This is a genomic window from Pseudomonas lactis (assembly GCF_001439845.1).
GTDB lineage: Bacteria > Pseudomonadota > Gammaproteobacteria > Pseudomonadales > Pseudomonadaceae > Aquipseudomonas > Aquipseudomonas lactis.
In genome coordinates this window covers 32,536-55,131 of record NZ_JYLO01000006.1, presented here as the reverse complement: position 1 = coordinate 55,131, position 22,596 = coordinate 32,536, and the positions used below count along the sequence as shown (strand labels likewise).

Here is a 22,596-nt window from a genome sequence, read left to right as displayed (position 1 = left end):
CCGGCATCTTGTCCGATTGTGCGAACGCGTGGTGGTCATTTCCCCGGCATAACGGGACGTTTTCATCTCAAACAAAAACGAATAATCCTACATCCCGCTCGCACTGAAAAAGGCGAAACGTCCGATATTTCCTATTTACATTTTTCCGTATGTTTGTGGCGAACCCATCAGGAAATTCACATCCATGGCTAACCACGGTTACATGTCCATTAATGGAAAATCTCAAGGCCTGATCTCGGCTGGCTGCTCAACCCAAGACTCCATCGGCAACAAGTGCCAGGAGGGGCACCGAGACGAAATCATGGTGATGTCGTTCAATCACAATATGCTCAACACCGGCAATGTCAGAGCTTCCACCCACGGCCCGGTGGTTATCACAAAAAACATTGTAAATCCTCGCCATTGCTGGCGGTAGCGTTATCCAACCGAGAAGAACTGAACTGCGTGATCAACTTTTATCGCATTTCACAGCTCGGCCAGCACCAAAAATACTACACCGTCGATATCAGGGGCTGCATCATTGCCAGCCTCACCGTCGATGTACCCCACTCCGTCCTGCTGAACGATGTAGACCCACAGGAACATCTGTCGATTCGTTATCGGGAAATCATCTGGACACATCATCTAGCGGGCACCAGCGGCTATGGCTCATGGGAAACCGGACGATGAAATCAAAGAAAGAAAATCAAGCACCGAACTTTTATGACTTGTGGGTCGTCAGCCAAGCCGCTGCAAAACTGACCAATCATGCATGTGCAATAAGTGCCCGGCATCTACAGGATGGCGTTAATCGTTCGATATTCAACCGAGAGGTTGCCTACTACGCTCGTAGTATTGTCAGAGATGTAGAGCAAGGAAAAAAGACAGTTGCAGAGGGGCTGATTGAGATTAAAAAAGAGCAGCGTAGTTTGCTGGATCAATCAATAGCGATTGGGAGAAATGGAATCGGAGCCGTTGCGGGCGCGCTGCAAATAGCCACGGGTGCCGGAATTTGCTATGCGTCGGTGGGCACCCTGTGCCTCATTGCGGGTGTGCCATTGATGGCGCATGGGGCTAATAATTTATATGAAGGCGGACACAACCTAGTAACAGGAAGATCCGATACCGTCGGTCCGGTTCGTACAGCATATCAATCAGTTGCATCCGCCGTCGGTCACGGAGAGCGGGAAGCAAACATGGCCTACGGCGCCGTTGATATTAGCCTATCTATCTACAGTACTGTACGGCATATATACAAACCCGATGCTTGGCGTCTATTTAGGTATTTGGATTCAGACCGGATACGAGCCTATAAAACCATGGCACCCACTTCGCTGGCAGCGGAGGCCGCAACAGATGCAATCACATTAAAGCAACTACATGAAGAGTCTAAAAAATGATTATTATGGCTTTTCTAATACTCTCGCTATTGGGATTATTATTCGCATACTGCCTTAAAGTTATCTTCTCAGGCAAAGGACTTGGATATACCAAAATCTATATCAGCTTAGCAGTCAATATTTTCTTTATGATGACACATATGGAAATCGCTCAACTTGACAAATACTTATACTTCGGCACTCATCCAGAAGTCATTGAAAACTATCCAATCATTGGCTGGATCGCACTAGCGTTCTTCATACTTCATGCACTCGCACTCCCAGTTAAACGCGACTTGAACTGGTGGTGGAAACGCTAAGTGACATCGCTATTTTTTGTAAAAAAACGCCCCGAACCAGTCGGGGCGTTTTTTGTTCAGCGTGCAGCTATCAACGGTCAGTCAGCCAACCGCCACGTCGTCCCGCCCTTGCCGTCTTCCAACACCACACCCATCGCGGTCAGTTGGTCGCGGATACGGTCGGATTCCGCCCAGTCTTTATTGCTGCGAGCCGCCAGACGCGCCTGGATCAGTGCATCTACCTCAGCGGCATCCACACGCCCTTCAGCGCCCGCTTGCAGGAAGTCATCAGCCTCCATCTGCAACACGCCCAGCACGCTGGCCAGTTCTTTCAGGCGTGCCGCCAGGCCCGCCGCTGCGTCGATATCGGTCTCGCGCAAGCGGTTGATCTCGCGCACCATTTCAAACAGTACGGCGCAGGCTTCCGGGGTGCCGAAGTCGTCGTTCATCACTTCGGTGAAGCGTGCCACGAAGGCTTCGCCGCCAGCAGGCGCCACCGCGGGCAGGCCTTTCAACGCGTGGTAGAAACGCTCCAGGGCACCCTTGGCGTCCTTGAGGTTGTCTTCGGAGTAGTTGATGGCGCTGCGGTAGTGGCTGGACACCAGCAGGTAGCGCACCACTTCCGGGTGGTACTTTTCCAGCACGTCGCGGATGGTGAAGAAGTTGTTCAAGGACTTGGACATCTTCTCGCCATTGATGCGGATCATGCCGCAGTGCATCCAGGCGTTGGCGTAGGTCTTGCCGGTGGCGGCTTCGCTCTGGGCGATTTCGTTTTCGTGGTGCGGGAACTCCAGGTCGCTGCCGCCGCCATGAATGTCGAAGGTCTCGCCCAGGCAGCAGGTGGACATCACCGAGCATTCGATGTGCCAGCCCGGACGCCCGGCGCCCCAGGGCGACTCCCAGCTTGGCTCGCCCGGCTTGGTGGCCTTCCACAGCACGAAGTCGAGCGGGTCCTGCTTGGCTTCGTCGACTTCGATACGCGCGCCGATGCGCAGGTCTTCGATCTTCTTGCGCGACAGCTTGCCGTAACCCATGAACTTGGCGACGCGGTAGTACACGTCGCCGTTGCCCGGGGCGTAGGCGTAGCCCTTGTCGATCAAGGTCTGGATCATCGCGTGCATGCCAGGGATGTGGTCCGTGGCACGCGGCTCCATGTCCGGCTTGAGGATGTTGAGGCGCGCCTCGTCCTCGTGCATGGCGGCGATCATGCGCTCGGTCAGCGCATCAAACGACTCGCCATTTTCGTTGGCACGGTTGATGATCTTGTCGTCGATGTCGGTGATGTTGCGCACGTACGTCAAGTCATAGCCACTGAAACGCAACCAACGGGTCACCAGGTCGAAGGCAACCATGCTGCGGCCGTGGCCGATGTGGCAGTAGTCGTACACGGTCATGCCGCACACGTACATGCGCACCTTGTTGCCATCCAGCGGCTTGAAGACTTCTTTGGTCTTGCTGAGCGTGTTGTAGATCGTTAGCACGATGTTTCCCTTAAATCACTGGCCCCACGAATCTCGCAAGGTCACGGTACGGTTGAATACCGGAGCACCAGGTTTCGAGTCCTTGATATCCGCGCAGAAGTAACCTTCGCGCTCGAACTGGAAACGGTCTTCCGGCTGTGCGTCGCCAAGCGATGGCTCGGCACGACAACCAGTGAGTACTTGCAGGGAGTCAGGGTTGATGTTGTCGAGGAAACTGGCGCTGTCTTCAGCCTTTTCAGGGTTGGGCGAGCGGAACAGACGATCGTACAGGCGCACTTCGCACTCGATGCTGGCAGCGGCCGGTACCCAGTGGACCACGCCCTTGACCTTGCGGCCTTCAGGGTTCTTGCCCAGGGTGTCCGGATCGTACGAGCAGCGCAGTTCGACGATGTTGCCGTCGGCGTCCTTGATCGCTTCGTCCGCACGGATCACGTAGCTGCCGCGCAGGCGCACTTCGCCGTTCGGCTCCAGGCGCTTGTAGCCTTTTGGCGGCTCTTCCATGAAGTCGTCACGGTCGATGTAGATCTCGCGGGCGAACGGCAATTTGCGCACGCCCAGCTCTTCTTTCTGCGGGTGACGCGGCAGTTCGAGGTTCTCGACCTGGCCTTCCGGGTAGTTGGTGATCACGACTTTCAACGGACGCAGCACGCACATGGCGCGCGGTGCATTGGCATCCAGGTCCTGACGGATGCTAAATTCGAGCATGCCGAAATCGACCACGCCGTCGGAGCGGTTGGTGCCGACCATGTCGCAGAAGTTGCGGATCGACGCCGGGGTGTAGCCACGGCGACGGAAGCCCGACAGTGTGGACATGCGCGGGTCATCCCAGCCATGTACGTGCTTTTCATCCACCAGTTGCTTGAGCTTGCGCTTGCTGGTGATGGTGTAGTTCAGGTTCAGGCGGCTGAACTCGTACTGACGCGGGTGCGCCGGTACCGGCAGGCTGTCCAGGAACCACTCGTACAGCGGGCGATGGCTCTCGAACTCCAGGGTGCAGATGGAGTGGGTGATGCCTTCGATGGCGTCCGACTGGCCGTGGGTGAAGTCGTAGTTGGGGTAGATGCACCACTTGTCACCGGTCTGATGGTGGTGGGCATGGCGGATACGGTACATGATCGGATCGCGCAGGTTCATGTTCGGCGAGGCCATGTCGATCTTGGCGCGCAACACGCGGGCGCCGTCCGGGAATTCGCCGGCGCGCATACGGTTGAACCAGTCCAGGTTCTCTTCCACCGAACGGTCGCGGAACGGGCTGTTCTTGCCTGGCTCGGTCAGCGTGCCCCGGTACTCCTTGGCCTGCTCCGGGGTCAGGTCGTCCACATAGGCCTTGCCGGCCTTGATCAGCTCGACGGCCCAGTCGAACAACTGGTCGAAATACTTGGAGGCATAGCGCACTTCACCGGACCATTCGAAGCCCAGCCACTTGATGTCGCTTTCGATGGCGTCGATGTATTCCTGGTCTTCCTTGGCAGGGTTGGTGTCGTCGAAACGCAGGTGCGTGACGCCACCGAACTCCTGGGCCAGGCCGAAGTTCACACAGATCGACTTGGCGTGGCCGATGTGCAGATAGCCGTTGGGCTCAGGTGGGAAACGGGTGACGATCTGCGTGTGCTTGCCCGAATCCAGGTCCGCCTGGATGATCGGGCGCAGGAAATTGACCGGGACGGCAGGTCCGGCCTTGGTATTCGAGGTAGGGTCGACAGTGGGCTTGCTCATAGGATCCTTGAACAGACAGGTTCATGGCCGGTTGGGGCCAGACAAAACAAAGGGCTTATCATAGCTGATGCTGTCAAGGCGCTGACAGGGCTCAGGTGCATTTAACGCACCACTGGTAAAAAACCACCTCGAAATTCCTGCCGGGCAGGCTAAACTGCGCGCCTTGGCCGTCGTTTAGCCAGACAGGTAAGGTGCCCACGCGCCCACACCCACGAATTCCCTGAAAAGAGTAGTGAACATGACTCAAGTCAAACTGACCACCAACCACGGTGACATCGTCATCGAGCTGAACGCCGATAAAGCGCCGATCACCGTCGCCAACTTCATCGAATACGTCAAAGCCGGCCACTACGAAAACACGGTTTTCCACCGTGTCATCGGTAACTTCATGATCCAGGGCGGCGGTTTCGAGCCTGGCATGAAAGAAAAGAAAGACAAGCGTCCAAGCATCCAGAACGAAGCGGACAACGGCCTTTCCAACGACAAGTACACCGTCGCCATGGCCCGTACCATGGAGCCGCATTCGGCCTCCGCGCAGTTCTTCATCAACGTCGCCGACAACGCCTTCCTGAACCACAGCGGCAAAAACGTGCAGGGTTGGGGCTACGCGGTGTTCGGTAAAGTCACCCAAGGCACCGACGTTGTCGACAAGATCAAAGGCGTATCGACCACCTCCAAGGCCGGTCACCAGGACGTTCCAGCCGAAGACGTGATCGTCGAGAAAGCCGAGATCATCGAAGCGTGATATTGCTGATTTCAGACTTGCATCTGGAAGAGGAGCGCCCGGACATCACCCGGGCGTTTCTGGATCTGCTCCACGGCCGCGCCCGTGGCGCCCAGGCGTTATACATTCTGGGGGACTTCTTCGAAGCCTGGATTGGCGACGATGGCATGACCCCCTTCCAGCGTTCCATCTGCGAGGCTTTGCGTGAGCTGAGCGACAGCGGCACCCCGATTTTCATCATGCACGGCAACCGCGACTTCCTGATCGGCAAGGCGTTCTGCAAAGCGGCAGGCGCCACCTTGCTCAAGGACCCGACTGTCGTGCAGTTGTATGGCGAGCCTGTGCTGTTGATGCACGGCGACAGCCTCTGCACCCGCGACCTCGGCTATATGAAGCTGCGGCGCATCCTGCGTAACCCGATTGTGCTGTTTATCCTGCGCCACCTGCCCTTGGGCACCCGCCATAAACTGGCGCGCAAGCTGCGCAGTGAGAGCAGCGCCCAGGTGCGCATGAAGGCCAATGACATCGTCGATGTCACGCCTGAAGAAGTGCCACGGGTGATGCAGCAGTTTGGCGTGCGCACCCTGGTCCACGGCCATACCCACCGCCCCGCCATCCATAAGTTGCAGATCGGCGACCAGGCGGCCAAGCGCATTGTGCTGGGGGACTGGGACAAGCAAGGCTGGGCATTGCAGGTGGATGAGCAAGGCTTTCAACTGGCGGCGTTTGACTTCGTCAATCCGCAGTTGGCGCTGCCTGGCGCATAACCCTCTGGCACAACACCGATCAACCTGTGGGAGCTGGCTTGCCTGCGATAGCATCACCTCGGTGCATCTGATACACCGAGGTGTCTGCATCGCAGGCAAGCCAGCTCCCACACTTGATTGCACTCCAACTTTTGCGGATCAGTGCCCCGATGCCGCCGGCCCCGCTTTTGCGGCAAACGGCGGTTTGGCCAGCCACACCAGCAACATCAAGCCCATGAACATCCACCCCAGCAACGTGAAGTAATCCACGGTGGACATCATGTACGCCTGGCTGGTGAGAATCTGGTCCAGCTGGGTATAGGCCTTCTGCCCTGCCCCACCCAGCGCCTGCAACGCATCGCGGGTGGTCGAGTCGTAGACGGTCATGTTCTCGCTCATGTAGGCATGGTGCTGGTCGGCCCGGCGGATCCAGATCCAGGTGGTCAGCGACGCCGCGAAGCTGCCGCCCAAGGTACGCAGGAAGGTCGCCAGCCCCGCGCCGTCGGCAATCTGGTGCGGCGGCAGGTCGGACATCAGGATGCTCAAGGTCGGCATGAAGAACAGCGCCACGCCGATGCCCATGAACAGCTGCACCATGGCGATGTGGGTAAAGTCCACTTCGTTGGTGAAACCGGCGCGCATGAAGCAGCTCAAGCCAATCGCCAGGAATGCCAGGCCCGCCAGCAGGCGCAGGTCAAACTTGTGCGCGTACTTGCCCACGAATGGCGACATCAGCACCGGCAAAATGCCGATGGGCGCCACTGCCAACCCGGCCCAGGTGGCGGTGTAGCCCATCTGGGTTTGCAGCCACTGCGGCAGGATCAGGTTGATGCCGAAAAAGCCCGCATAACCAAGGATCAACACAATGGTGCCGATCCGGAAGTTACGGTGCGCGAACAGCCGCAGGTTGACCACCGGGTGCTTGTCGGTCATCTCCCAGATCACGAACACCGCCAGGGCGATCACCGAAATGGCCGCACCGATGATGATGAAGTTGGACTCGAACCAGTCCAGGTCATTGCCCTTGTCGAGGATGATCTGCAAGGCCCCCACCCCGACAATCAGGCTCAGCAGCCCAACGTAGTCCATCGGCTGGTAGCTGGTGACCACCGGGCGTTTTTTCAGCTGCGCACGCACCACCATCACCGCAAAAATCCCGATGGGTACGTTGATGAAAAAGATCCACGGCCAGCTGTAACTGTCGGTGATCCAGCCACCGAGGATGGGACCCGCAATCGGCGCTACCACCGTGACCATCGCCAATAACGCCAAGGCCATGCCGCGCTTGGCCGGTGGGTAGACCGCAATCAACAGCGTCTGCGTCATCGGGTACAACGGCCCGGCGACCAAGCCTTGCAGCACACGAAAGCCGATCAACTCAGGCATAGAGGTAGAGATACCGCACAGGAACGACGCCAGCACAAACAGCAGGGTCGCCCACAAAAACAGCTTCACCTCGCCAAAGCGCCGGCTCAACCAACCGGTGAGCGGCAAGGCGATGGCGTTGCTCACCGCAAACGAAGTGATCACCCAGGTGCCCTGCTCCGAACTCACCCCCAGGTTGCCGGAGATCGTCGGCAACGCCACGTTGGCGATGGTAGTGTCGAGCACCTGCATAAAGGTCGCCAGCGACAGGCCAATAGTGGCCATCAACAGGCTGGGTGGCGTGAACGAGGCGTTATTGCTCATCAGCGTTGCGCAGCCTTGGGAGCGGCGACGCTGTTGTCATGGATCAACTGGTTGATCATGGCATCGGCCTCGGCCAATTGGCGGTCATACACGTTGGTGGTGAACGAGGCTTTTTGCGGCGCCTGTTGCGCCAGCACCGGGCCGCTCTGGTCGTGCAGGTCGACGTTGACCACGGTGCTCAAGCCCACGCGCAGCGGGTGCTTGGCCAGCTCTTCGGCGTTGATGTGGATGCGCACCGGTACCCGCTGCACGATCTTGATCCAGTTGCCGGTAGCGTTCTGCGCGGGCAGCAAGGCGAACGCGCTGCCGGTGCCGGCGCCGAGGCTGTCGACGGTGCCGCTGTACTTCACGTCGCTGCCGTAGATGTCCGACTCAATATCCACCGGCTGGCCGATGCGCATATCGCGCAGTTGGGTTTCCTTGAAGTTGGCGTCGATCCACAGCTGGTCCAGCGGGATTACCGCCATCAGCGCGGTGCCAGGCTGCACGCGTTGGCCCAGTTGCACAGTGCGCTTGGCCACGTAGCCGGTAACCGGCGCGATCAAGGTGCTGCGCGCATTGGTCAGGTACGCCTGACGCAGTTGCGCAGCGGCGGCTTGCACGTCGGGGTGGGACGAAATCACCGTGTCATCCACCAGCGCATTAGTGGTTTTCAGTTGTTGCTCAAGGTTGGTCAAGGCGTTCTTGGCGGCGGTCAGGCTGTCGCGGGCGTGGGACAGTTCTTCCTGGGAAATCGCGCCGCCCTGGGCCAGGGTTTTACGGCGGTTGTAGTTGTCCTGGGCGGTTTGCACATCGGCTTTCTGCGCATTGACCTGGGCTTTCATGCCATCGACGTTGCTGTACAGGCCGCGTACCTGGCGCACGGTTCGGGCCAGGTTGGCCTGGGCACTCTGCAGGCCGACGGCGGCGTCGTTGGGGTCGAAGTTGATCAGCACCTGGCCTTCGTGGACCAGGTCGCCATCGTCGGCGCCAATGCTGACCACGGTGCCGGTGACCAGCGGGGTGATTTCCACCACGTTGCCGTTCACATAGGCGTCATCGGTGCTTTCATTGAAGCGCCCGTAGAACTCATACCAGGCCCACACGCCCACCACACTCAGGATGACGATCAGCGCCAGGCCGATCAGCATCACTTTGCGTTTGCGGGGGTTGGTGTCGTTGGGTTGTTCGGTTGCGTTGTTGCTGTCGGCAGTGGCCATGACAAATACCTCAAATTATTCCGTGCGTGTAGCTGGGGTGGTCGCGGCCACGCTGTTGGCGTGGTACCCGCCACCCAGGGCCTGCATCAATTGAATCGACAGGTCGATCTGCGCCGCATTCAGGGTGGCCAGCTGACGCTGGGCCTGCAGCAATTGCTGCTCGATGCTGAGCACATCCAGGTAGTTACCGATGCCTGAGCTGTAGCGTTGCACCCCGGTGTCGTAGGACTGCTGCGCGATGTCGGCCGCGTGTTGCTGGGCCTGGATCTGCCGCCCGGTGTCGCGCAGTTGGGACAGGCTGTTGCCGATATCACCCAAGGCTTGCACCAGGGTTTTGTTGTACTGGGCCACGGCCAGGTCGTAGTCGGCGTCGCGGGCATCGAGATCAGCACGCAGGCGGCCGCCGTCAAAGATCGGCAGCGAAATCGTCGGCGCAATGTTGAAGAAGCGGCTGGCCGAACCGAACATCGCATCGCCCAGCAACGACTCGGCACCTGCGCTCGCGCTCAGGTTGAGGTTGGGGTAGAAGCGGGTCTTGCTGACGTCGATGTTCTTGCTCGCGGCCTCTACGCGCCAGCGTGCGGCAACCAGGTCCGGGCGACGGCCGAGCAACTCGGCAGGCAGCACCGCGGGCACGGCCACGGCGCTGGGTTTGAGCACCGCTGGGCGGGCCAACTCGTCGCCACGGTCCGGGCCTTTGCCGAGCAATACGGCGAGAGCGATCTTGGCGCTTTGCAGTTGTTTTTCCGCGTCAATCAGTTGCGACTGGGAGCTGGCTTCCAGGCTCTCGGTCTGCTGGAACTGGTATTCGCTGTCGATACCGGAACTCAGGCGGCGTTTGCTCAGGTCGAGCATCTGGCGGGTGCGCTTGAGGTCATCGACGGCCAGGTCACGCACGATATGGGCCTGGCCCAGGTCGCTGTAGGCCTTGGCCACGTTGGCGGCCAGGGTCAGGCGCGCAGCCTGCTGGTCGACTTCGGCAGCGCGGGCCTCGCCCAACGCGGCTTCCCACGCGGCGCGCTGGCCGCCCCAGAGGTCGAAGTTGTAGTTGAAGCTGGCGCCGATGTTACGCACGGTCGAATAGGCATCGCCCTGCCCGCGAGGGTCCTGGTCCTTGGCCAGGCGCGAACGGCTCACGCCAGCGCTGGCATCCAGGGTCGGCATGCGCGCCGCGTTGGCGGCATAGGCCGCCGCTTCGGCCTGATGGGCGCGGGCGTCGGCGACTTGCATGTCGGGGCTGTTTTGCAGGGCTTCCTGGATCAGGCCGTCAAGCTGCGGGTCGCCCAGGCTTTTCCACCAGTCAGCGGCCGGCCAGGCCGCGCTCGACAGCGTCACGCCGCTGAGGGATTTGCCGGTGTGCAGGGTATTGGCGTCGAGGCGCTGGCCCTGGGTGTCGAGGCCGCTGTAGTTGGCACAACCGGCCAACGTCATCGCCGCCAGCACCAGGCTGAATGCGCGTGTATTCATGATCGACCTACCCGCTGGATCGTGATGGGGTCACCCGCAGCGATCAGCATTTTTTTCAGGATCCGCTCCAGGGTTTCCAGCTCGCCCGGCTCAAGCACGCCGGCCAACTGGTTGAGGGCCTTGGCGCCAATGTGCGGCAGCATGTCCGCCAGGCGCTGGCCCTCGGTGGTCAGCACCAACTGCACCTGGCGCCGGTCCAGCTCGGAGCGCTTGCGGCTGAGCAGGTCTTTTTGCTCCAGCCGGTCGAGCATGCGCGTCATCGAACCGCTGTCCAGGGACAGGTTGCGGCACAGCTCCGCCGGGGTATCGACGCCGAACTGGGCCATGATGATCAACACCTTGAACTGCGCGGCGGTGATGCCGTGGGGTTCCATATGGGTGTCGATGATGCGGTCCTTGAGAATCGCGGCGCGGCCCAGCAACAGGCCGAGGTGGCAGTTGTGGAAGTTGTCAGGGGTGAAGTGAGGCATCGAAAGTCACCTTATTACTGCCTAGGCAGTGAATGTGTGACGAGATGTTACTGCTTAGGCAGCGAATGTCAAATGGAATAATTAGGTTGCTTGGTAGTTGAGTAACTTAGAGCCTTGGGCAGCAATCAACTCAGGGAGAGTCCAGTTAAGGCTTTTTGTAGGAGCGAGCTTGCTCGCGAAAAACTCACGGGCGCCGCGTGCATTCAGGATGCACGCGTTATCGTTGACGTTTTTCGCGAGCCAGCTCGCTCCTACATTTTTTGACCGGGCAAGGCTTAGAAATCGCGCTTGTAAAAGATATCCAGGGAGCTGGCCACACCCGTCGCCACTTCCAGGTACACCTTCTTGCTCAGCAGGTAGCGCAAGGCAATGGTGTTGGCCGGTTCGAACACCCCTACCCCATAACGCAGGCTGAGCTTCTCGTTGATCTTGCCGCTGGCCACCACCGCAGTACTGTTGCCGGTGCCTTGGGTGTCCAGATCAAAATCCTGAATCCCCAGCTTATTGGCGATATCCGTGGTCACCCCGGCGCTGCCCATCAAGCCCAGGCCCAGGGCGGCTTCGGCGAGCATGTTGTTGTCTTCGCCGGTGTTGGTGCGCGAACGGCCCAGCACCAGGTATGACAACGCATCTTCCTGGGCCATGGCCGGCTCGGAGAAGATCTGCGTGGTGGGCTGTTCGGCGCTGCCGCTCAGGCGTATACCGGCGGTCACGGTGCGCGACGATTCGACCACCACGCGCACAGCTTCGATATCCAGGAACGGTTGGTCCAGCGGCCCGGCAAACAACAGCCGTGCACGCCGCACGTTGAGGCGCTGGCCGTAGGCACGGTAGCGGCCGTCGTTGAGCCACAGCTCGCCACGGGTGTCCATGTTGTCGCCGATGTGCACATGGCCCTGGACGTTGGCGGTGAGGCCGAAGCCGGCGAAGTTGAGCTGGTCTTCGCCTACCTCCACGTCGATATCCATGGCCATGGCCATCGGCGCTTTGCCCTCTTCGGTCTGGCTGCCAATGATCACGGTGTCGTCGGACACCTTGACCGTCGAAGGCGGCAGTTCGCGCACGGTGATGTCGCCACGGGGGATGTGGACTTTGCCGGCAATCGCCAGTTTGTCGTCCTTGAGGCTGATCTTCAGGTCGGGCGCCACTTCCAGCTTGGCGTAGGGTTCCACGGTGACTGGCAGTTGCGAGCCTTTGAGGCTGAGGTCGACCACCAGGGCACGGCCCCAGTCGATCTGCCCCGTGAGGCTGCCCTGCCCGGCCTTGCCGCTGTGCCAGCCGCCGTTGAGCTGCACGCTTTCACCGGCGATCTGCGCCTGCAGGTTCAGGCCCTCGAGGCTGATGGGCAACTCCGGCCCGGAGACTTCACCGTCCACCAGGTTCAGGTTGCCGTTGACCTGCGGCGCGAGCAACCCGCCGGAGATGCGGCCGCTGCCGTTGAGCTTGCCGGTGAGTTTTTCAACCATTGGCACAAAGGGCCGCGCCACGGCGAGGTCCAGGCCAGTAAGGCTGAAGTTGCCGGTGATTGGCTTGTTGTTCGGCAGCGGGTTGATCTGCGCCTGCAACAGCAACTCGCCGAGCTTGCCGCCATGAAAGTTGAGCTGAGTGTCGATGCGCTTGGGATTGAGGGTGGTTTCCAGCTTCAGGGTGTTGTAGGGGAAATCCAACCATTGGCCCTTGTCACGCACGCGCAAGGTGCCACCGCTGGCATCTACCGCTACCACACCCTTTGGGCCGCTTTCAGGCAGGTCAAGCTGCACGTCAGCATTGAGCTTGCCCTGCCAGGCGAAGTCTTTGGGCAAAAATGCCGCAAGGCTGTCGAGGGGAAATTGCTTGAGGTGGTAACGCAACTTCGGCTCGGGCATCAGGCGCTGGTCTTCCCCACACAGGCTGGCGCCGCCGGAGACCCAGCAGTGCGCGCCGAAGGTCAGCTTGCCATCGGCCAGGCGTTCGATCTTCGCCGGGGCTTGCAGCCGCCAGTCCTGGCCACCGGCTTGCACGTCGCCACTGGCCAGGCGCCCGCGCCAGTTGTCTTTGTCGAGGTTGCCATCCAGGGCCAGGGCTAGTTTGACCAGCGGGCCGGTCAGGGCCAGTTGGACCTTCTGGTTCTTGATGTCGCCCTGGGCGCTGGCGGTAAGGTTGCCGACTTGCGTCTCGCCGCTTTGAATGCCGTTGGCCTTGAGGTCGAGCTTGGCGCGCTGGGCGCTATCGAGGTTGGCGTCCAGGTTGAGGCTTTGCAGGCGGTTGTCGGCAAAGGCCAGTTGCTGGCCCTTGAGGTCGAGCTTGCCTTGAGGCGCTTTCAAGGTGCCGGCCACCTCGACACGCCCGTTGACTTGCCCACGCAGTTGCGGCCAGAGCTGGGCCAGGCGTGCCAGCTTGATGTCGATCTGCCCGGCCAGGCGCTGTTGCAGGCTGCCGCTGCCGTTGATGCGGTTATCGCCCAGGCGGATGTCCAGGTTGGCGAGGGTCCATTGTTCGCCAGCGCCTTCGGCCTTGGCCGCGAGCACAGCGGTTTGGCCACGCAGGCGGCCCTTGAGGTCGAGGTCGGCGTTGAGCTTGAGCTGCTCATTTTTGAACTCGCCTTTGCTGCGCAGTGGCCCGGCCAGGGTGCCGGGCAGCTCCGCGACCCAGTAGGCCGGGTTCAGCGCCGACAGATCCAGCGCGGTGTCCCAGGCAATGCCGTCGGCAAATTGCAGGTTCAGGTGGCCTTCGGCCTTGCCCTGGCCGGCACTCAGCTTCAGCTCAGGCAGGAAGACTTGCTTGAGGTCGCCACTGAAGGGGGTGACCACATTGAACTTGCCCGCCGGGCCGTCGAGGTCAGCCTTGAGATTGCCCAGGTAGTTGCCGTCTTTATAGGAGATTTCACCGTTAAAGGTGCGCAAGGCCACTTGCGGTTCGTCGATGACCGGATAGAGGCGATGCCAGGGGAAGTCCAGCCAGTCGATCTTGGCGTCAGCACTGAAGCCTTGCTGCCAGTCCAGGTTGGCACTGAGCTTGAGGCTTTGCTTGTCACTCGCCGTCAGGTCCAGGCCGGCAATCTGCGCGCCCTTGGCGTCAACCTTGCCCTTGAGCAGTAAATCCACCGGGCCTTTTTCGGCCGGTAGCACGGCCTTGCCCAGCAACTGGTAGCCATTGCTCAGGTCACCTTTGGCGCTCAGGTCCAATTGGTTGAGTTGCAGGGTATCGGGCAGGTCTGCGCTGGGTTTGAACGACTCGGAGGTGATGTGCACCTGCGCCGGCAGGTTTTCCGCCAGGGGTTGCAGCTCGCCAGTGAGCTTGGCCGGCAGGTAGCCGCTGCTGTCGGCGTCGAGCTTGAGGGTTTTGAGCAGGTCGCCGTCGAGCTTGAGGGCGATGGTCCAGGGTGCTCCGCCCGGCGCATAGGGCAAGCTCAGGTTACCGGTGGCATTCAGCGGCCAATCGCCGTTGGGTTGCAGCAGGCCGGCGAGGTCCAGCACCAGGTCATCGCGCTGTAGATGCACCGCGTCGATCTGCAGGCCGGCGGTAGTCCAGTGCGCCGCCAGTTGCAGGCCCTTGAGTTCTTCATTGCCGTTGAACAGCAGGCTGCCGATGCGCACATCGCCCAACTGCAGGGCAACCGGCAGCTTCAGGTCGGGCAGTTGAATCGGCCCGCTGTCGCTCTCTTCGGCACTGGGGGCGAATTCCAGGCTGACCTGTTCCACATCCAGTCGGTTGATGCACAGGGTCATGCGCAGCAGGCAGCCGGGCGACCATTCAAACGTAGGGGCATTCAATTCGACGCGGCTGCCATCCTGCTGCCACAGCAGATGGTCGGCGCTCCACTGCCCGCCCAAACGGCCCTGGAAATTTTCCACGCTCAAACCTGGCACCTGGCCCAGGGCCCAGCGACTGCCCGCCTGGGTGCCGAGCACCGACCACAGCGCCAACACCAGCAAGGCGAGGATGGCGACCAGCGCCAGCCCCGCTATTTTCAAACCACGCATCACAGCTCAGGCCCCATGGAAAAGTGCAAGCGAACGCCGCCCGGATCTTCGAGGGCATGGGCCAGGTCGAGGCGAATCGGCCCCACTGGCGACACCCAGCGCACGCCGACGCCCACGCTGGTTTTCAGGCTGGGCAAGTCGAGGTTGTTGAAGGAGTTGCCCTGGTCGACAAAGGTCGCGATACGCCATTTATCGGTGATGGAATATTGATACTCGGCGCTCAAGGCCACCATGTAGCGGCCACCGATGCGGTCGCCGCGATCGTTCTCGGGCGACAGCGTCTGGTACTCGTAGCCGCGCACGCTCTGGTCGCCACCGGCAAAGAAGCGCAAGGAAGGCGGCACGGATTTGTAGCCATTGGTGGCACTGCCGCCAAATTGCGCACGGCCCAGGAAGCGGTGGTTGTCCCACAAGGTGGTCAGGCCCTTGATAGTCGCCGTGCCGTAAAGCAGGTTGGTGTCGGACCCCGCGCCCTCCTTGGCGACCTTGGTGTCGAACATCAGGCGGTAGCCGTGGTGCGGGTCGATGCGGTTGTCGCTGCGCAGGTAGGAATAACTCACGCCCGGCATCAGCAGGTTACTCAGACCCGAATCATTGCCCAGACGATATTCTTCGCGCTGGTACTTGAGGGAGATCACCCGGGTCCAGCCACTGGGCAATTTGCTGTGCCATTCGGGGCCGATGGTGAGCAGCTTGCTCAGGGTGTCTGTGTTGGCGATTTCTTCATTCTGGTAGCCGCCGGCAAAGCGCAGTTTGTCGGTGAGCGGCGGGTCGAGCGGGATGTCGTACCACAGCCCGACGTTCTGCCGTGGCGCCGACAGTTCGGCTTCCCAGCCATAACTGTGGCCCTGGGGGTTGACCCAATGGCGCGTCCAGTTGGCTTTGCCCCGTGGGCCGACGTCGGTGGAGTAACCCAGGCCCAGGCCCATGGTGCGCGGCTTGCGGGTGTCCAGTTGCACCGCCACCGGGATCACGTCATCGGTGGCGGCGGTGGGGCTGGCGTCGACGCGCACGCCTTCAAAGAAGCCGCTGGCTTGCAGGTTCTGATTGAGTTCGGCGACCAGTTCGGAGTCATAGGGCGTGCCGGGTTTGAACGGCACCATGCGCTGCAACAGCTCTTCATCAAAGGGCGTGTCGCCCGTAAAGCTGACCTTGCCCATGCTGTAGCGCGGGCCGCTGTCGTAAATGAGTTCGATGTCGGCCACGCCCGCTTGAGGGTCTACGGCAAGTTTCTGGCTGGTGAAGCGCCCGCTGAAAAAACCGTAGCGCGAGGCCTGGTTCTGGATCAGGCGCTTGGCGTCTTCGTAATGGCCGTGGTTGAGCACGGCGCCGGATTTGAGGTCGTCGCTGGCGGGCACGCGAAAGGCCTTGAGGCTCGCAGCCGGGCCATCGACCCGCAGAGTCACGTTGCGCAAATGCACCGGTTCGCCGGGGTCGATGGTGAGGGTCAGGCGCGGGTTCTTGCCGCCCTTCACCTCGCTGGCAATCTGTGGCTGATAGTAGCCCAAGGCCTGCGCGGCTTTGCGCGCCTGCTCCTCGGCGCCACGGCTGAACCGCAGCAAGGCTTCTTCATCACGATCGCCCACACCGCCGATATAGCCTTCGATGTTGGCTTTCAGCGCGTCGTTTGAGGGTTTGATCCGCACGTCCAGTTCGCTTTGCGCCAATGCGCCGCAGCTTGTGAACAGCAGAATCAAGCCGCTGGTAAATCTTCCTGGAAACTTCATAGGCGCGGATGCTACACGAGCGAGGGAGGAACTTTGAACCAGGATTAGTCTGAATAATTCTGTTCTAAGCCGTTGCAGGATGTAACGCCTGGGGATTGGGATGGTAAAACACATGCTCGCGCACCGGCCCTACGGCGACTTCGCCGATTTCCTCATAGCCCTGGCGCTTGTAGAAATCCAGGTAACGGGAGTTGCCGGTGTCGAGCACCACGCCGGATGAATGCGGATCGTCGGCACACCAATTGTGTACCGCTTCCAGCAACTGCTCACCATGGTGCTTGCCCTGGAACTGCGGGTGAATGCCCAGCAGCGGCAACACATGCACAGACTCGGTGGGCAGGCACGCCATGACGGCATGATGGTATTCCAGGTAACGCCGCGTACCGCGCACGCCGGTGCTCAGCCACATACGGATTTGCCAGGCCCAGCTTTCGGTGATGCCCAGGCGCCGCTGGGGCGGTGCAATCAAGGCGATGCCGATCAGCCGGTCGTTGACGAACAGGCCGATGGCCGGGAGTTTCTGAAAGAAGTGCTGCTTGACCAGTTCGCGCACAGTGGCACGTACCCGCTGCTCATAGCCCGCCCGCTCGGCTTCGAAGATGTAGGCGAAGGTCGGCTCATGGCGATACGCCTGGTACAGCAGGGATCGCGCTTCGCGGGAGTAACCGCTATTGAGCAGGCGGATTTCGGCAGTGGCCGTCGAAGTGTCTGGCATAACAATCAATCTCCCTGGGCGCCACTCAAACATGGCGTTCTTATGGGTACGAACCTGCACAGCTCCAGTCGTTCCCACATTAGCAGCGCATTCACCCTACCGCCACGCTGGCCCCCGTCCGACTTGTCGGCTAGCATCGCCCTTTTGCCAGACTGGACTGCCGACCATGAAAATCGTCTCCTTCAATATCAACGGGCTGCGTGCTCGCCCTCATCAGTTGGCGGCGCTGATTGAAAAGCATCAACCGGACGTGATCGGTTTGCAGGAAACCAAGGTCCACGATGATCAGTTCCCGTTGGCCGAGGTGCAGGCCCTGGGTTATCACGTGTACTACCACGGGCAGAAAGGCCACTACGGCGTAGCCCTGCTCTCGCGCAAAGAAGCGTTGAGCGTGCACAAAGGCTTTGCCAGCGATGAAGAAGACGCCCAACGCCGGTTTATCTGGGGCACCTTCGCCGACGAAAACGGCCAGCCGGTAACCATCATGAACGGCTACTTCCCGCAGGGCGAAAGCCGCGACCACCCGACCAAGTTCCCGGCCAAGCAGCGCTTCTATGCAGACTTGCAGCACCTGCTGGAAACCCAGTTCAGCAACGACCAGGCGCTGGTGGTGATGGGCGACGTGAACATTTCCCCAGAGGACTGCGATATCGGCATCGGCGCAGACAACGCCAAGCGCTGGCTGAAAACCGGCAAGTGCAGCTTCCTGCCGGAAGAACGCGAGTGGATGGCACGCTTGAAGAACTGGGGCCTGGTGGACAGCTTCCGCCACCTCAACCCGGATGTGACCGACCGCTTCAGCTGGTTCGATTACCGCAGCCGTGGGTTTGAGGACGAGCCCAAGCGCGGGCTGCGCATTGATGTGATCATGGCATCCACCGGGTTGGTGCCACGGGTCAAGGATGCGGGGGTGGATTACGACCTGCGCGGGCTGGAAAAACCGTCGGACCATGCGCCGATCTGGTTGGAACTGAGCTGACCTCAAAAATAGATTGTAGGAGCGAGCTTGCTCGCGAAGAACTTGAAAGCGCCGCGTTAAAACAGATTCGCTGCGTTATCGTTGACGCTCTTCGCGAGCAAGCTCGCTCCTACAGGGCATCAGGGTTTGCCAGCGCCCGTGTTGGTCATATGGCTGCAATCCAACTGACTTAATCTTGCGGTACTCCCTTTGGCTTGAGACGGTGCCGGCATGATGCTGCGCGTTCTGTTCCTGTGTTTTGCAATCGCCCTCCCCGCCGTGGCGGCCCCTCTGCCCATTCCCGACCAAGGCCCGGCCCTGCGCATCCAGGGCTCCAACACCATCGGCGCGGCACTCGGCCCGGCGCTGGTCAAGGGTTTGATGGAGCATCAGGGCTTGCAGGACGTACACGCTGAAGCGGGTGCGGGGGCCAATGAACAGCGCGTGGTCGGCAAGACACGCCAAGGCCAGACGGTCACCATCGAGGTCGCGGCCCACGGTTCCAGCACCGGCTTTGCGGCGCTGAAGAACAACCGCGCCGACCTCGCCGCAGCGTCCCGCCCGATCAAAGACAGCGAGCTGGTGGACCTCGATCCCCTGGGCGACTTGAAAAGCCCAGGCGCCGAGCATGTGATCGCCATTGATGGCCTGGCAATCATCGTTAACCCGCGCAACCCGCTCAATAGCCTCAACACCGAGCAATTGGCGCAGATCTTCAACGGCGAGGTCAGCACCTGGGAGGCACTCGGAGGTACAGGCGGGACCATCCATTTATATGCCAGGGATGATCAGTCCGGCACCTTCGACACTTTCAGGGAACTGGTGATGAGCCGCCGCGGCCAACCGCTCGCGCCGTCGGCCAAGCGCTTTGAATCCAGCGAACAGCTGTCCGATGCGGTGAGCCAAGACCCCCAGGGCATCGGTTTTATCGGCCTGCCCTCTGTGCGCCAGGCCAAGGCGGTGGCGATTGTCGACGGCGACTCGCAACCGATGCTGCCGCTGACCAGCCTGATCGCCACCGAGGATTACCCGCTGTCACGGCGGCTGTTCTTCTACTTGCCGCCCTCTTCCCCCAACCCGTGGGCCAAGGCGTTGGTGGACTTTACCCAAGGCAGCCAGGGCCAGGCGATTGTGGCCGCCAATGGCTTTATCGCCCAGCAGGTGCAAGCGATTGGCGTGGCGCCGCGCCCGTCGATGCCCGACGACTACCAGGCCATCGCCCGCGACGCTCAGCGCCTGACGGTGAATTTTCGCTTCGACGAGGGCAGCGCCAGCCTCGACAACAAGGCGCGCCAGGATGTGCAGCGGGTGGTGGCCTATATCAGAAGCCACGGCAAGCTGGATAAACAGGTGACGCTGGTGGGGTTTGGCGACACCAAGAATGACCCACAACGTGCAGCTTTGTTGTCGAAATTGCGGGCGATGGCAGTGCGCCGGGAGCTGGTCAAGAGCGGCGTGGTGCTCAAGGATATTCGCGGGTTTGGCGCGCAGATGCCGGTGGCGGCCAATACGGCGGATGAGGGCCGGATCAAGAATCGGCGGGTGGAGGTTTGGGTGTACTGAGGATCGTTCCCACGCTCCGCGTGGGAATGCCGCTCTGGACGCTCCGCGTCCGCTCTTGAAAGGGTGACGCAGAGCGTCAAGCGGGCTTGCTCGCGAATACAGGCGACGCGGTGTTACTGCCCGCCGCGCATCAATTCCCGCGGCACATACTTGCCGATCTCAAACTTGCCAATCGCCGCGCGGTGTACTTCGTCCGGGCCGTCGGCCAGGCGCAGGGTGCGTTGCATGGCGTACATATAGGCCAGCGGGAAGTCGTTGGAGACCCCGGCGCCGCCGTGCATCTGGATTGCGCGGTCGATAACCTTCAAGGCCACATTCGGCGCCACCACCTTGATCTGGGCAATTTCGCTTTTCGCCACTTTGTTGCCCACGGTGTCCATCATGTACGCCGCTTTCAAGGTCAGCAGGCGGGCCATGTCAATTTCCATGCGCGAGTCGGCGATCTTGTCGATATTGCCCCCCAACCGCGCCAAGGGCTTGCCGAATGCGGTGCGGCTGACCGAGCGTTTGCACATCAATTCCAATGCCCGTTCGGCCATGCCGACCGAACGCATGCAGTGGTGGATACGGCCAGGGCCAAGGCGGCCCTGGGCGATCTCGAAGCCACGGCCTTCGCCCAGCAATACGTTTTCATAGGGTACGCGCACATTGTCGAACAGCACTTCGGCATGGCCGTGAGGCGCATCGTCGTAACCGAATACCGGCAGCGGTCGCAGGATTTTCACGCCTGGGGTATCGACCGGCACCAGGATCATCGAGTGCTGCTGATGGCGCGGTGCATCGGGGTTGCTCAGGCCCATGAAGATCAGGATCTTGCAACGCGGGTCGCAGGCGCCAGAAGTCCACCATTTCTTGCCGTTGATCACCCACTCGTCGCCCTGGCGTTCGGCGCGGGCGGCCATGTTGGTGGCGTCCGAGGACGCCACGTCCGGTTCGGTCATGGCAAAAGCCGAGCGAATCTCGCCGCGCAGCAAGGGTTCGAGCCAACGCTGCTTCTGTTCTTCGTTGGCGTAGCGCACCAGCACTTCCATATTGCCGGTGTCGGGAGCGGAGCAGTTGAATGGCTCCGGGCCCAGCAACGAGCGGCCCATGATTTCCGCCAAGGGTGCGTATTCCAGGTTGCTCAGGCCGGCGCCCAGTTCGGATTCCGGCAGGAACAGGTTCCACAAGCCCTCGGCCTTCGCCTTGGCCTTGAGTTCTTCCATGATTGCCGTGGGCTGCCAGCGATCACCTTCGCTGACTTGGCGTTCGAACACCGGTTCGGCCGGGTAGACATAAGTGTCCATGAACGCAGTGACGCGTTCACGCAGTTCCTGAACCTTGGGCGAATAGGCGAAATCCATGAGCGGCTCCCTTCTCTGAGAGGTTGTTTAGGTCATGCATTCGATGCTAGAACAGCGCTGATAATTTACCTAGCCTATTCTCGGCGTGTATTAACATTCATCACCGATATATGATCGGCGCATGGGCACCTCACAATAAGAGCGCAACGAAATGAATCTGAGCAAGGTCGATCTCAACCTCTTCATCGTCTTTGATGCGATCTACACCGAAGCCAACCTGACCCGCGCCGGGCAGATCGTCGGCATCACCCAGCCGGCGGTGTCCAACGCCCTGGCACGGTTGCGCGAGACCTTCAACGACCCGCTGTTCGTGCGCACCGCCCAAGGCATGGTACCCACGCCCATGGCGCAGAACATCATCGGCCCGGTGCGCAATGCGTTGTCGTTGCTGCGGGTGTCGGTGCAGGAAAGCAGAATTTTCAACCCACAGCAGGCGGCCAAGACCTACCGCATCAGCATGACCGACCTGACCGAAGCCGTGATCCTGCCGCCGCTGTTCCAGCGCCTGCGCCGCCTGGCGCCGACCGTGGTGATCGAGAGTTTCCTGTCCAAACGCCGCGAAACCACCAAGGAACTGGCCGCCGGGCGCCTGGATTTTGCCGTGGATGCGCCGCTCAACACCGACCCGCAGGTGCGTCACGTCAAGCTGATGGAAGACCGCTACGTGTGCGCCATGCGCAAGGGCCACCCGATGGCGGGCAAGGACAAATTCACGCTGGATGATTACCTGTCACTGACCCATATCCATATCTCCAGCCGCCGCAACGGTTTGGGTTACGTGGACCTCGCCCTGGGCAAAATGGGCATCCAGCGCAAGATCGCCCTGCGTTCCCAGCATTACCTGATGGCCTCCCAGGTGCTGCAACAGACCGACATGGTGATGACCGTGCCCGAGCGTTTCGCCCGCCGTCATGAACTGCACTGGTTCAATCTGCCGGTCAACAACGTGCCGCCGGTGGAAACCCATTTGTACTGGCACGAAAGCACCGACCAGGACCCGGCAAACCGCTGGATGCGTGAACAGATGATCGAGTTGTGCCAGCAGGTGACGGCCCAGGAAAAGAAGTTGGATAAACAACAGGCTTGAAGTTGAAGGGCTACCCCTGTGAGCGCATAGGTATCTACACAACTTCGGTATGACGGCGAACCTGTGGCGAGGGAGCTTGCTCCCGTGACGGC

17 protein-coding genes and 1 pseudogene are annotated in these 22,596 nt (G+C 60.7%); 8 read left to right on the top strand and 10 right to left on the bottom strand.

What is annotated here, in order from left to right; translation table 11 throughout:
• Window positions 1–184 precede the first annotated feature (184 nt).
• The 3 genes and pseudogenes from TX24_RS11110 to TX24_RS11100 all read left to right on the top strand — a co-directional run bounded on the left by TX24_RS11110 (window position 185) and on the right by TX24_RS11100 (window position 1,678).
• Window positions 185–669, top strand: a pseudogene (locus tag TX24_RS11110) (Hcp family type VI secretion system effector).
• Window positions 666–1,379 (top strand): DUF4225 domain-containing protein, encoded by a 714-nt coding sequence (locus TX24_RS11105; RefSeq protein WP_057710340.1) that lies wholly within the window; start codon window positions 666–668, stop codon window positions 1,377–1,379. The pseudogene TX24_RS11110 and the gene TX24_RS11105 overlap by 4 nt, the downstream one beginning before the upstream one ends.
• Window positions 1,376–1,678 carry a hypothetical protein gene (locus tag TX24_RS11100; protein ID WP_057710339.1) on the top strand — a complete coding sequence of 101 codons (303 nt, stop codon included), beginning with the start codon at window positions 1,376–1,378 and terminating at the stop codon, window positions 1,676–1,678. The genes TX24_RS11105 and TX24_RS11100 overlap by 4 nt, the downstream gene beginning before the upstream one ends.
• A gap of 77 nt (window positions 1,679–1,755) precedes the next feature.
• Here TX24_RS11100 and cysS read toward each other — a convergent pair whose 3' ends face one another.
• Together cysS and TX24_RS11090 are read right to left on the bottom strand one after the other, a co-directional pair.
• Window positions 1,756–3,138 (bottom strand): cysteine--tRNA ligase, encoded by a 1,383-nt coding sequence (gene cysS, locus TX24_RS11095; RefSeq protein WP_003192173.1) that lies wholly within the window; start codon window positions 3,136–3,138, stop codon window positions 1,756–1,758.
• Between the two features lie 15 nt (window positions 3,139–3,153).
• Window positions 3,154–4,854 (bottom strand): glutamine--tRNA ligase/YqeY domain fusion protein, encoded by a 1,701-nt coding sequence (locus TX24_RS11090; protein ID WP_003192174.1) that lies wholly within the window; start codon window positions 4,852–4,854, stop codon window positions 3,154–3,156.
• A 238-nt stretch (window positions 4,855–5,092) separates the two neighbouring features.
• On the opposite strand from TX24_RS11090, the gene TX24_RS11085 reads away from it, so the two are divergent.
• Together TX24_RS11085 and lpxH are read left to right on the top strand one after the other, a co-directional pair.
• On the top strand, window positions 5,093–5,599 hold the full coding sequence (locus TX24_RS11085; RefSeq protein ID WP_003192175.1) for a peptidylprolyl isomerase: 507 nt from the start codon (window positions 5,093–5,095) through the stop codon (window positions 5,597–5,599).
• A complete protein-coding gene (lpxH, locus tag TX24_RS11080) occupies window positions 5,596–6,345 on the top strand; it encodes a UDP-2,3-diacylglucosamine diphosphatase (RefSeq protein WP_003192177.1) in 750 nt (249 codons plus the stop codon). The genes TX24_RS11085 and lpxH overlap by 4 nt, the downstream gene beginning before the upstream one ends.
• A 138-nt stretch (window positions 6,346–6,483) precedes the next feature.
• On the opposite strand, the gene TX24_RS11075 is transcribed toward lpxH, so the two are convergent.
• The 7 genes from TX24_RS11075 to TX24_RS11045 all read right to left on the bottom strand — a co-directional run bounded on the left by TX24_RS11075 (window position 6,484) and on the right by TX24_RS11045 (window position 17,553).
• Window positions 6,484–8,013, bottom strand: a complete 1,530-nt coding sequence (locus TX24_RS11075) for a DHA2 family efflux MFS transporter permease subunit (protein WP_057710338.1) — start codon at window positions 8,011–8,013, stop codon at window positions 6,484–6,486.
• Complete coding sequence (locus TX24_RS11070) at window positions 8,013–9,212, bottom strand: HlyD/EmrA/EmrK family protein (protein ID WP_003192180.1); 1,200 nt, start codon at window positions 9,210–9,212, stop codon at window positions 8,013–8,015. Before TX24_RS11070 ends, TX24_RS11075 begins: the two co-directional genes overlap by 1 nt.
• Before the next feature lie 15 nt (window positions 9,213–9,227).
• Complete coding sequence (locus tag TX24_RS11065) at window positions 9,228–10,679, bottom strand: efflux transporter outer membrane subunit (protein WP_057710337.1); 1,452 nt, start codon at window positions 10,677–10,679, stop codon at window positions 9,228–9,230.
• Window positions 10,676–11,149, bottom strand: a complete 474-nt coding sequence (locus TX24_RS11060) for a MarR family winged helix-turn-helix transcriptional regulator (protein ID WP_003192182.1) — start codon at window positions 11,147–11,149, stop codon at window positions 10,676–10,678. The genes TX24_RS11065 and TX24_RS11060 overlap by 4 nt, the downstream gene beginning before the upstream one ends.
• 275 nt (window positions 11,150–11,424) lie before the next feature.
• On the bottom strand, window positions 11,425–15,111 hold the full coding sequence (locus TX24_RS11055; protein ID WP_169878753.1) for a translocation/assembly module TamB domain-containing protein: 3,687 nt from the start codon (window positions 15,109–15,111) through the stop codon (window positions 11,425–11,427).
• Window positions 15,111–16,838 (bottom strand): autotransporter assembly complex protein TamA, encoded by a 1,728-nt coding sequence (locus TX24_RS11050; protein WP_057710335.1) that lies wholly within the window; start codon window positions 16,836–16,838, stop codon window positions 15,111–15,113. Before TX24_RS11050 ends, TX24_RS11055 begins: the two co-directional genes overlap by 1 nt.
• Before the next feature lie 64 nt (window positions 16,839–16,902).
• The gene (locus tag TX24_RS11045; protein ID WP_057710334.1) at window positions 16,903–17,553 is read right to left on the bottom strand and encodes a GNAT family N-acetyltransferase; all 651 of its coding nucleotides are present in this window, start codon (window positions 17,551–17,553) and stop codon (window positions 16,903–16,905) included.
• Window positions 17,554–17,719: 166 nt separating this feature from the next.
• On the opposite strand from TX24_RS11045, the gene xthA reads away from it, so the two are divergent.
• Both xthA and TX24_RS11035 read left to right on the top strand, forming a co-directional pair.
• Window positions 17,720–18,532, top strand: a complete 813-nt coding sequence (gene xthA / locus TX24_RS11040; protein ID WP_057710333.1) for an exodeoxyribonuclease III — start codon at window positions 17,720–17,722, stop codon at window positions 18,530–18,532.
• 210 nt (window positions 18,533–18,742) lie between these two features.
• Window positions 18,743–20,074 (top strand): substrate-binding domain-containing protein, encoded by a 1,332-nt coding sequence (locus TX24_RS11035; protein ID WP_057710332.1) that lies wholly within the window; start codon window positions 18,743–18,745, stop codon window positions 20,072–20,074.
• Window positions 20,075–20,187: 113 nt separating this feature from the next.
• Here the strand turns inward: TX24_RS11035 and TX24_RS11030 are convergent, their stop codons facing one another.
• Complete coding sequence (locus TX24_RS11030) at window positions 20,188–21,417, bottom strand: acyl-CoA dehydrogenase (RefSeq protein ID WP_003192191.1); 1,230 nt, start codon at window positions 21,415–21,417, stop codon at window positions 20,188–20,190.
• Window positions 21,418–21,568: 151 nt separating this feature from the next.
• On the opposite strand from TX24_RS11030, the gene TX24_RS11025 reads away from it, so the two are divergent.
• The gene (locus TX24_RS11025; RefSeq protein WP_034133793.1) at window positions 21,569–22,504 is read left to right on the top strand and encodes a LysR family transcriptional regulator; all 936 of its coding nucleotides are present in this window, start codon (window positions 21,569–21,571) and stop codon (window positions 22,502–22,504) included.
• Window positions 22,505–22,596 lie beyond the last annotated feature (92 nt).

What these genes read in the sequence shown, in the direction of transcription:
- TX24_RS11090 (WP_003192174.1), bottom strand. Translation starts at nt 4,854, where the DNA reads ATGAGCAAGCCCACTGTCGACCCTACCTCGAATACCAAGGCCGGACCT.
- TX24_RS11035 (WP_057710332.1), top strand. Translation starts at nt 18,743, where the DNA reads ATGATGCTGCGCGTTCTGTTCCTGTGTTTTGCAATCGCCCTCCCCGCC.
- TX24_RS11050 (WP_057710335.1), bottom strand. Translation starts at nt 16,838, where the DNA reads ATGAAGTTTCCAGGAAGATTTACCAGCGGCTTGATTCTGCTGTTCACA.
- TX24_RS11085 (WP_003192175.1), top strand. Translation starts at nt 5,093, where the DNA reads ATGACTCAAGTCAAACTGACCACCAACCACGGTGACATCGTCATCGAG.
- TX24_RS11025 (WP_034133793.1), top strand. Translation starts at nt 21,569, where the DNA reads ATGAATCTGAGCAAGGTCGATCTCAACCTCTTCATCGTCTTTGATGCG.
- TX24_RS11065 (WP_057710337.1), bottom strand. Translation starts at nt 10,679, where the DNA reads ATGAATACACGCGCATTCAGCCTGGTGCTGGCGGCGATGACGTTGGCC.
- TX24_RS11105 (WP_057710340.1), top strand. Translation starts at nt 666, where the DNA reads ATGAAATCAAAGAAAGAAAATCAAGCACCGAACTTTTATGACTTGTGG.
- TX24_RS11055 (WP_169878753.1), bottom strand. Translation starts at nt 15,111, where the DNA reads ATGCGTGGTTTGAAAATAGCGGGGCTGGCGCTGGTCGCCATCCTCGCC.
- TX24_RS11060 (WP_003192182.1), bottom strand. Translation starts at nt 11,149, where the DNA reads ATGCCTCACTTCACCCCTGACAACTTCCACAACTGCCACCTCGGCCTG.
- TX24_RS11070 (WP_003192180.1), bottom strand. Translation starts at nt 9,212, where the DNA reads ATGGCCACTGCCGACAGCAACAACGCAACCGAACAACCCAACGACACC.
- TX24_RS11075 (WP_057710338.1), bottom strand. Translation starts at nt 8,013, where the DNA reads ATGAGCAATAACGCCTCGTTCACGCCACCCAGCCTGTTGATGGCCACT.
- TX24_RS11030 (WP_003192191.1), bottom strand. Translation starts at nt 21,417, where the DNA reads ATGGATTTCGCCTATTCGCCCAAGGTTCAGGAACTGCGTGAACGCGTC.
- xthA (WP_057710333.1), top strand. Translation starts at nt 17,720, where the DNA reads ATGAAAATCGTCTCCTTCAATATCAACGGGCTGCGTGCTCGCCCTCAT.
- TX24_RS11045 (WP_057710334.1), bottom strand. Translation starts at nt 17,553, where the DNA reads ATGCCAGACACTTCGACGGCCACTGCCGAAATCCGCCTGCTCAATAGC.
- TX24_RS11100 (WP_057710339.1), top strand. Translation starts at nt 1,376, where the DNA reads ATGATTATTATGGCTTTTCTAATACTCTCGCTATTGGGATTATTATTC.